The organism is Bacillota bacterium (assembly GCA_036504675.1).
GTDB lineage: Bacteria > Bacillota > Sulfobacillia > JAJYWN01 > JAJZPE01 > DASXUT01.
Genome location: DASXUT010000090.1, coordinates 1 through 8,920, shown reverse-complemented (window position 1 = coordinate 8,920; position 8,920 = coordinate 1). Strand labels below are relative to the sequence as shown.

The 8,920-nt window shown below is 63.5% G+C and carries 13 protein-coding genes; 12 read left to right on the top strand and 1 reads right to left on the bottom strand.

Annotated features, from left to right (window positions below; genetic code table 11):
• The 12 genes from VGL40_06945 to VGL40_06890 form a co-directional block, all read left to right on the top strand.
• Positions 1-1,299 (top strand): hypothetical protein (locus VGL40_06945; GenBank protein ID HEY3315001.1); only part of this gene is annotated, 1,299 nt, incomplete at its 5' end.
• Positions 1,266-1,787, top strand: coding sequence for a hypothetical protein (locus tag VGL40_06940; GenBank protein HEY3315000.1), 522 nt, complete (start codon positions 1,266-1,268; stop codon positions 1,785-1,787). The genes VGL40_06945 and VGL40_06940, both read left to right, overlap by 34 nt.
• An 11-nt stretch (positions 1,788-1,798) precedes the next feature.
• Positions 1,799-2,707, top strand: coding sequence for a hypothetical protein (locus tag VGL40_06935; protein HEY3314999.1), 909 nt, complete (start codon positions 1,799-1,801; stop codon positions 2,705-2,707).
• Positions 2,708-2,728: 21 nt separating this feature from the next.
• Complete coding sequence (locus tag VGL40_06930; protein ID HEY3314998.1) at positions 2,729-3,604, top strand: hypothetical protein; 876 nt, start codon at positions 2,729-2,731, stop codon at positions 3,602-3,604.
• A 15-nt stretch (positions 3,605-3,619) separates the two neighbouring features.
• On the top strand, positions 3,620-3,955 hold the full coding sequence (locus tag VGL40_06925; GenBank protein ID HEY3314997.1) for a hypothetical protein: 336 nt from the start codon (positions 3,620-3,622) through the stop codon (positions 3,953-3,955).
• Positions 3,956-4,010: 55 nt separating this feature from the next.
• A complete protein-coding gene (locus VGL40_06920) occupies positions 4,011-4,247 on the top strand; it encodes a hypothetical protein (protein ID HEY3314996.1) in 237 nt (78 codons plus the stop codon).
• 16 nt (positions 4,248-4,263) lie between these two features.
• The gene (locus tag VGL40_06915) at positions 4,264-5,298 is read left to right on the top strand and encodes a C1 family peptidase (GenBank protein HEY3314995.1); all 1,035 of its coding nucleotides are present in this window, start codon (positions 4,264-4,266) and stop codon (positions 5,296-5,298) included.
• Between the two features lie 8 nt (positions 5,299-5,306).
• Positions 5,307-5,912 carry a M23 family metallopeptidase gene (locus VGL40_06910; GenBank protein ID HEY3314994.1) on the top strand — a complete coding sequence of 202 codons (606 nt, stop codon included), beginning with the start codon at positions 5,307-5,309 and terminating at the stop codon, positions 5,910-5,912.
• A gap of 5 nt (positions 5,913-5,917) precedes the next feature.
• Positions 5,918-6,127, top strand: coding sequence for a hypothetical protein (locus VGL40_06905; GenBank protein ID HEY3314993.1), 210 nt, complete (start codon positions 5,918-5,920; stop codon positions 6,125-6,127).
• 37 nt (positions 6,128-6,164) lie between these two features.
• A complete protein-coding gene (locus VGL40_06900) occupies positions 6,165-6,794 on the top strand; it encodes a hypothetical protein (protein ID HEY3314992.1) in 630 nt (209 codons plus the stop codon).
• A 151-nt stretch (positions 6,795-6,945) separates the two neighbouring features.
• The gene (locus tag VGL40_06895) at positions 6,946-7,830 is read left to right on the top strand and encodes a hypothetical protein (protein HEY3314991.1); all 885 of its coding nucleotides are present in this window, start codon (positions 6,946-6,948) and stop codon (positions 7,828-7,830) included.
• 57 nt (positions 7,831-7,887) lie between these two features.
• Positions 7,888-8,427, top strand: a complete 540-nt coding sequence (locus VGL40_06890) for a helix-turn-helix domain-containing protein (protein HEY3314990.1) — start codon at positions 7,888-7,890, stop codon at positions 8,425-8,427.
• Between the two features lie 16 nt (positions 8,428-8,443).
• Here VGL40_06890 and VGL40_06885 read toward each other — a convergent pair whose 3' ends face one another.
• Positions 8,444-8,653, bottom strand: a complete 210-nt coding sequence (locus tag VGL40_06885) for a hypothetical protein (protein HEY3314989.1) — start codon at positions 8,651-8,653, stop codon at positions 8,444-8,446.
• Positions 8,654-8,920 lie beyond the last annotated feature (267 nt).

Genomic DNA, 8,920 nt, shown 5'->3' with positions numbered 1-8,920 from the left:
GGCCTCGTGACCGAGGTCCGCGACCCGTCGACGTTCAAGTGGGGCGGGCTGCACTTCCTCCGCGGGTCGTTCGACCGCCCCTCCGACGCCTACGACCGCATCACGGGGGCCAGGGTGTTGCCCGGGCTGGGCCGCTTCGAGCCCGGCCCGTGGGCTAGCAGGGTCGCGTGGCTGGGGGAGGAGGGCGTTGCGAACCTTCTCACACCCAACCAGGCCAGCGTGGAGACAGATACGACGGGGTTTTTCGGATATAACGGGTCGATTTCGCGGGTAGCGACCCAAGCGTGGCACGGAAGTGCGTCACTGAAGATGCTTCACGACAACCCGACCTATGTCACGCCGAGAGCCTATGCGGATTACTACACAGCGGTGCTCAGCACCTATGGTGGAAGCCTTTATGTAAAGGGCGAAGGAGCCACAATCGGACGGGCATTTGTTCTCTATCTTTACGAGTGGAGCGGTTCCGCCTATGTTTCGAGTTCGAGCACCGTTGTACTGACAGCTGGTTGGCAACGTATCGTCACTACTCGCTCCATGCAGTACATGCTTAAGGGGCCAGACATGGCTAGCCCTGGATTTCGCATGGAGTGGGGGTGGACAGCATCAGGGGTCAACAGCAATGAGGTTGTATATGTGGATGGTCTGCAAATCCAGCAGAACCCCTACGCCACCTCCTGGCAGCTCCCCGGCTCAGCCCGCTCCCCTGAACCCCTCTCCATCCCCATCGGCGGCGGGGTGCTGCCGCTGAGTGGGTTCACCTGGGAGCAGGAAATGTACTTCGGTCCCCTCAGTCAGCGGCAGGTATTCGGACAGTATCCGGCGGCATTTCACATCCCTCGCGCTGACGGCGGGATAGGAATTTGGCTTGTTCACCAGGACTCCCTTGCGTCTTGGATACTCCAGACGCGCAACGATGCTGACGTACCGGTCAACTCTCCGGGCGTCGCCGACCTCACGGAAGGCTTCCATCGGGTCGGCGTGACTATCGCTCCTCTGCTGGCCCAGGTTTTCGTCGACAATGTTCTGAAGGCGTCAACGAGTAACCCGCCGCTGCCATCTGCCTTGTATCCGTTGGCTTACGTCGGATGTCGATTCCCCGGTGTAGGTCACGCCAACACTCTCCATGCCGACGCGCGTCTCTCGAAGGTTGTCCGCAGCACATTCGACCTGCTGACCGCCCCTCTCCCCGTCGACCAGTACACCACCGCCAAGCTCGACCTCAACAGCTCCTTCGTCAACACCGCCCTGATCCAGCCCGGGTGGAAGTGGGGGAGGGGGGAATACAAACGGACCGCCTGAAATCAGAGCTCCTCGACGAGACCCGCATCGAAGGGTACGCCATCTTCACCGTCCGCGACCTGCGCGGGCGGTTTGTTTCGCGCCGCGTCGTCCACAACACCTTGACCAACTACGCCCGGGCGGCCATGGCCAAGTGGCTCGCGGCGACCATGTTCAACACCGGGGTCAGCCTGCCCGGCCCCGACCGCATCGCCCTGGGCACCGGGACCGGCACCACCACCCCCGGCGACGTCGCGCTGTTCGCCGAGACCGCGGGCACCCGCAAGGCCTGCGCCTACCGTCAGACCTGGACCGACTACACCGCTGAGTTCGTGACGCAGTACCAGTCGACCGACCCGGCCGGGACGTTCACCGAGGAGGGGCTGTTCGACGAGGCCAGCCATCTCTGGGCTCACCTCACGATGGCCGGGGTCACCAAGGGCAGCGTCGCCGTCCCGCCGCCACAGACGCTGACCGTGCAGCATCGCATCCTGATCAAGGGCAACTAGGGGGCGAGCCGATGGCCTTCAAGAGTCTCAGCCCGGGGACCGACCCGCTGAACACCGACATCCAGCAGATCATCGCCGCCCTCACCGGCCTGCACGACGTTGGGCCGATCTCCCTCGCCGGGGTGATCGCCGCCCCCGGGGCCCCGACCGTGGCGGTCAACGCCACCGCCGGGCTCCTCAACGGGGCCTATACCTACAAGGTCACCCTGGTTACCGGCTATGTGGACTCAGACGGCACGATGCACCTCCAGGGCGAGACCCCAGGTGGCACGACCTCGGCCTCGGTGGCGCCGGTCAGCCAGAAGGTCGACCTCACGGCCATCCCGACCGGCGCGGCGGGTACCGCGGCCGTCGCCCGTCGCATCTACCGGACGGCCGCCGGCGGCGCCGATGGGACGCAGAAGCTGGTCGTCACGATCAACGACAACGTCACCACGAGCTACACGGACAACCTGGCCGACGCGAGCCTCGGAGCCGTGGTGCCGACCGGGAACACGACGGGGACGTATCACGCCGCCGAGGAGCTTTACCGCCAGGACGCCCCCGGGGCCGGTGCCTACAAGGTCCTGCGCCGGTTGCAGCAGGGGCTGGCCAGCCCGGCCGACAAGTTCCGTGAGGTGCTTGATTCGAGCGGCAACCTCATCATCCAGCGATGGACGGGGGCGGCCTGGGCGGACGTGGCGACCTATTCCGTGTCGACCGGGCAGATCACCGTGGCCGGCACCCTCCTGGCCAGCATCCTGCAGACGAGCGTGGCCGCCGGGACTACGCCGGTCCAAGTTCCGAACCACGCTTCGAACCCGACCGATGCGGTCTACGGCATCGACATGGTCAACGGTAAGCTGGTCGTCAACGCGAACGGGACGGTCAAGCAGCTCGCCACCCTGGACGACGCAGCGGCCTTTGGAATCATTCTCTGAGCCCGAAAAGAGGGGACGAGCATGGCAACGAAACTGAACCTGGCCAGCGGGCACGTCTCCTGCCCGTCCAACGCCTACACCGCCATCCAGCCAGCCGCCGGAGAGAACTGGGCCGTTCTCTCGCTCCTTGGCGGCTACCAGGCCGGTAACCTGTGGTACGTCCGCCAGGGGGCGAGCCGCATCAGCCTCGGCAGCAACGTCTTTGCGGCCCCGGGGCTATACGTCAACAGTGGCACTTACCTGGAGTTTTACGTCCCGGCCGGCAACGCTGCGACTTACGCCCAGTACCAGGCCCAGAAGCTGTCCTCCGCGTTCTCCGTCGTTTCAACTGTCTACAGTTTGGGGGCGGGCACGACCCAGGGGATGATGCCCGGCGCCGGCAACGTCCAGAAGGTCGGCCTCATCGTCGGGGACGTGGGCGGGGTTTACACTGCCCTGACCGACGGGGCGCACCCGGTCGAGGAGTCGAGCTACATCGCCACGAGCGCCACGGCCTTGGCGGCGAGGCGAACCCTGTGGCTGTCCACCACGGCTTATCTGCGGCTGAGAAACGCCGGGGCAGGTACTGAGATAGTCCTGGTCTCCGCGATCCAGGCGGCCAGTACCCTATTCGACGTGCGGAGCGCGGTGGCCAGCGTGGCCGCGGGTGGCACGACGGCCTTCACTCCGAGCGCCGGGGAAGCCTGGATCGTGACCGCAGTGATGGCCGACGCCGGGGGCGCAGGATCGGCCTGGTATGTGACTGAGGGGACCAACCCGGTCAAGCTTATGGCCGGGGGGACGTACTCGAATCCGTTTGCCGGCGGAAAGGCCGCCATCACCAGCGGGCAGTATCTCAGCTACTCCAATACCGACGGAAGCATCCACTACGCGGCCGTTTCGGCGGTGAACATCTGAAGGGGGTCTTGATCTGTGCCGACGGTCAACGAAGTTAGGACGTGGCTTGCCGGCAGGCTCTCGACCAAGCTCGGGCCGATCCTGCCGGAGATACCTGGACTTCAGGGCATCCTGCCGCTGGGGCTCGACGAGATCCTCATCGTCGAGCCAACAATAAACCCATACGGCCGCCGGACCTGGTCGGCGACGTCTCTGCAAAAGCTGGCCGAATCCTACCAGGCGGCGTTACCGGCGGGAGTGGTCCTGCAAGGGCGGCTCGCCGGAGAGGATTTCACGATCTTGCGGGACAGGCTGATCGACTCGGATCAACGATCATTCTTGGATCGATGTCGGGCCGAAGGGTTGATCTGAGCCGCCGCCGGGCGGCTTTCCTGTTGGCAATCGAACGAGCGGGGAGGCGGGAGCGGTGTCACGCGAAATCCTGTGCCCGGCCCACAGCGGGGTCGTCGAGAGGGTCGGCGACCTCGAGGATCGGCTTGACCGCCACGAGGAGAAGCAGAACTCAAGCCTCGACAAGGTCTGGAAGGAGCTGTTCGCCCTCCGCAAGGAGTTCAGCGGCCGGCCGACATGGGGGGCCGCTCTCCTGATCACCACGCTCGTCGGGGCGGTTGTCGGCCTCGTTATGGCCATCATCAAGCTCTGAGAAAGGAGGATTGAAATTGGCACAGCGCAAGTATGGCCTGATCCTCAGCCCGATCGACCATCGGGACCACCACATCCTCAGCTACATCAAGACGCTGGACGTCATTCCCGAGGAGTGGCAGCTCCAGGACCCGCCCCGGCCGCCCACGCTCGATCAGGACGGGATCAGCGCCTGCCTCGCCCACGTCCTGACTTCCCAGTGCGAGTGGCACAACTGGAAGGACACCGGGACTCACAGGCGGATGGCCCCGGGTTACTCCTATGCCCGGCGCGACGACGGGACCTACATGGGCGAAGGGATGGACTACCGCGACGGCTACAAGTGCCTGCAGAAGCGCGGCATCCCACCCTTCGAAGTGTTTCCCTGGCTGGGCGAGATGCCCGGGTTCCGCGAGAGCTATATGAACCAACTGCTGGCCGCCGACGAGGCGGCTTTTCCGCAGCGCATTCTCCGATACGCCCGAGTCTACTCCCCGGCGGAGGCCAAGAGCGCCCTCATCCAGCTCGGTCCCGTTGGCCTGGCTATCGCCGTCTATCCATGTTTTGAGGCTGGGGGCAAGCTCATCCCGGCGCCGAAGCCCACCGACCAGATCAAGGGCTACCACGCCATCATGCTCATCGGCTGGACCCGCGAGGGTTGGCTGATTCAGAACAGCTGGGGAGAGGACTGGGGAGACAGGGGGACCGCGGTCCTCTCCTATGCCTACCCGATCCAGGAGATGTGGGCGGTCACCGACTTCGAAGCCACCGAACCCGAGCCCGCCCGCGAAATCATCATGGGCATCGACGACCGGGTCATGGTGGTTGACGGCCAGGCGGTGGAGCTGGACAGCGCCCCGTTCGTGCTCCGCGACCTGGCCGACCGAGTCATCAAGGCCCACGAGGCCGGAATGCTCCACTACGTCGACGACCCCGATGGTCAGATCCTCGACCTCGGCGACTGGCAGTACCGGGCCGATCGGACCTACCCGCCGCTCAGAAAGCCCCTCGAGGCGATCGGCTACAGCGTGGTTGTGGACTTGGAGTCAAGGAAGATCTTCATCCGGAGGTGACAGCGGCGATGCTCGTCGTCAAGCCCGGGGCCGGCGCCGTCTCAAACGGCAAGCCGGTCCTTTTCGATGCCCCGCCCGAGGCCCGCGGCGGCCACGTCTGGGGCGAACTCGCGCCGGTCCTCCGGGCCCTGGGTCACGCCGTCAGCTGGTCGCCGCTCTCCGGCCGCCTGATCGCCGTCCCCTGTCGGCCGGTATCGCCCCTCGAAGGCGAGCTGGTCGTCACTTCGCCCTACGGCCCCCGGATCTACAACGGCCGCTTGTTCCACTCCGGCGTCGACCTCAAGGCCTCGATGGGCACCGACGTCTACTCCGTCGCCGACGGCCAGGTATCGTGGGTCGGGTACGACCCCAAAGGCTTTGGTCGGTATGTCCTCGTCAACCATGGCGAGTTTACCAGCATTTACGCGCATTTGAGCCGCACGGACGTCGTCAAGGGCCTGGCTGCTGGCGCTGGCCAGAGGCTCGGTTTATCCGGCGGCGTCGGCCCTGATCGTGGTGACTCAGACGGTCCGCATCTCCACTGGGGCATCTATGTCGGCCCGATGATCCTGCCGAGTGGCAAATTCGACCCGGCGGCCACCGTGGATCCGATGCAGTTCCTCGAAAGGGGCTGAGCCAAGTGCTCCGCGCCGTGTTTCTTGTCCTCTGGCTCCTGACCGTGGCGGTCAACGGATACCTGTTCTACCTCTCCATCCGGGACATCCGTCGGTCGAAAGCCTGGGCCTCGGGCGTAAGGCCCGGGGATGCGCTGGGCGTCTTCGAACTCCGCGCCGTCTGTTTCGCGCTACTCCTGATTCTGCTCGCTTGGGGTTGGCGAATGCTCAGCTGACAGGCCCCATCATCTGATTCGAAAGGGGTTTGAGACCGTGGTACCGTTCATGGACTTTTTCGACCTGGTAGTGCTGAAACTGCTCGTCAGCATCCTCCTGGTGGTTGGGCTGAATGTCCTCCTGGGCATCATCCTGGCCATCAGGTCAGGGACGTTCGACGTGCGGGCGCTCCCGCGGTTCCTGCAGACCGATGTCCTGCCGATCGTCTTCCCGCTGGCCGCCCTGGCCTTCCTGGTCAAGGGCAATCCGGCCCTGCTGGCCGTCTGGGAGGCCTTATCGGCGGCCGTCCTGGCCAAGTACCTGGCTGAGGTCAAGGACAAGTTCACGCAATTGGTCGGGATCAAGTTCGAGCTTAACCTGTACAAAGGCATCCGGGGGATCCGCCTCTACCGAGCCGGGCCGGTGATGGCGGCTGCGATCCGCCTGCCAAAGATCGGCGACTGGGTGCTCTACAAGCTCGCCGGCGGATGCCTAAGACCGGCCCTCGTGGTCAACGTCTTCGCGCCATACGGCAGCCCGGTCCTCGCAAACCTGATCGTCTTCATGGATGGCAGTAACGATAAGTCCAACTGGGCCATCGGCGTATACGACACCCCACTCACGGCCTGGATGCCATCGGCGGTCCAGGGCGACGGCCCCGGCCAGTGGCAGTTCCCGCCTCAGTGACCCCGGTCATTTGACGTGCAATAGCGGACAGACGGAGGCCCTCCTCGGCAAGCGGGGAGGGCCTTCTTCGTTATCCGCGGGAAGGATGAGACTGTGGAGCCGACGAATGACGCCTCATGCTGACAATTCTTGCTTGGGGGAGGGGTCACAGGTGAACTGCCCCATATGTCTGCAGGATGGTGTTATCGAGAAATCGGTCAAAGACGAGGTTCACGAAATGCAGTGCCGCTGGTGCGGACAGTACTACGTTGAGGACTCACTCATGAGGTATAGGGACCCCCTGAGAGAATTCTATGATGATCGACACTTTCTCTCGGGTGAAGCCCGCAACAGGGCAGATCAAGGTAATCCCATAACCTTTGACAAGGAGAGCATCAAGGCAGTCGTTAGACTCAGGCGCGGCATGAGCGTTTCAGATAGACTCAACCGCCTCCTGTACCATATCGCATCCCACTCGCCATATCCAGGCCATAGGCTCGGACTTAGCCACATTTTCGATTACCCCGTCTGCCATGCGCGCAACGCGGACGAATTTGGGCAATTCCTCCGCCACCTAGTGGAAACGGGTTTTGTCTCTTGGGCCAACGGAATGTGCATCCTCACGGTCCCCGGCTGGGAGAGGTACGAGGAACTGCAGAAGTCATCCATAGCTTCGAACCAAGCCTTTGTGGCCATGTCCTTTCACGACGACCTCAAAGACCTTTATAACCAGGGCATTGAGCCCGCAATCCTTAAGGCTGAGTACAGCCCCTTAGTCATGTGGAAACTAGAGCACGTTGAGAAAATCGATGATCGGATAATCGTAGAGATTCGCAAGAGTAGGTTCATGGTGGCAGATTTCACGCTTCAAAGAGGAGGGGTATACTTCGAGGCCGGCTATGCCCACGCTTTGGGTCTACCCGTGATATGGCTCTGTAGAAAGGACGAAGAGGAGCAACTCCACTTTGACACCAGCCACTTCAACCACATCTTCTGGCGTAAACCGGAGGACGTGGTGGATTCCTTGTACTACCGGATCAAAGCAGTTGTCGGCTGATTCTTCCGCCGGTGACTGTGAGGAAGGCGCTAACCTCAATGAGATCGATGGTGATTGATGATGCCGCGCCCCCCAAGGTTTGCACGAGCGGAGATTCAACAGGCGCTGAAAGAGGCGGCGGCCGCGCTGGGACCTGGGTTCACCCAGCGGGCCTATGAGCAATGGCGGCCCGGGCACCCGGCCGCCTCGCCCTCGCCCATGCAGATCCGGCACGCCTACGGGACAATGTCTGATGCCCTCGAAGCCGCCCGGGTCGCCCGGCCGGCCAAGCCCCGGCGGCTGCCTCCCGACTTGCGCGATCCCATCGAGCGCGAGGCCTTCAAGGTCCTGCAACTGCTCTTCATCATGCTCCAAGACGACAGCTGGACCTACCACGACTTCGCCGCCAAGCTCGGCTGCTCCAAGCGGACGGTCCAGCGCCACGTCCGCGCCCTGAGAGACCTCGGCTTTGACGTCATCCGACGGAAACGGCGGGTAGGCGGGGATCAGCTCAAGCTCGTAGGCGCCTCGCCGGAACTCCTTCAGCTTCTGCGGATTGAGGCGGCGACAATGAGCCCGGTAAAGAGATTCCCATTTCGAGATCGGCTGTCGAAATAGCAGGCCCTCCTCTTGATCAGGGAGGGCCTTTTCCGTCTCCGGGGCTTCTGATGGCCTTCAACCGGCACCGTCTCTTTCGGCGCTCTTCTTCGGCCTCGCATAGAACGTCCTTGGCGATCTCTTCCCAGGTCGTGGTCATCTCCACCTCGATGGAGTCGACCCGGGGGAGCCGGTCGGCGGCCGGGCGGATCGGGATGACCTTGGGCTTCTCGGCCGAGGATCCCATCTAGACCACCCCTGCATCTTTCATTGGCTATCTGTCAGTAGCTTCCTTCCCGCCGGCATGGCCAGGCCGAAAATCGGCCTTCTCGGCTGGCGGAGCCACGGTTGGTTTCAACGCCAGACCCCCCGTGGATACATCCAGGCCTTGCCCCGAGAATCAGGGCCTCCTGGGACCTCCTACGGCCTCGGTCCCGCCCGCGCATGCGTCCAATGCCCAGCGACAGAGCCGGCAAGTCGAGGAACGGTGACTCACATAGGGTATTGAACAGAG

Coding starts and splice junctions, on each gene's coding strand:
- VGL40_06935 (HEY3314999.1), top strand. CDS start 1,799: ATGGCCTTCAAGAGTCTCAGCCCGGGGACCGACCCGCTGAACACCGAC.
- VGL40_06930 (HEY3314998.1), top strand. CDS start 2,729: ATGGCAACGAAACTGAACCTGGCCAGCGGGCACGTCTCCTGCCCGTCC.
- VGL40_06910 (HEY3314994.1), top strand. CDS start 5,307: ATGCTCGTCGTCAAGCCCGGGGCCGGCGCCGTCTCAAACGGCAAGCCG.
- VGL40_06890 (HEY3314990.1), top strand. CDS start 7,888: ATGATGCCGCGCCCCCCAAGGTTTGCACGAGCGGAGATTCAACAGGCG.
- VGL40_06885 (HEY3314989.1), bottom strand. CDS start 8,653: ATGGGATCCTCGGCCGAGAAGCCCAAGGTCATCCCGATCCGCCCGGCC.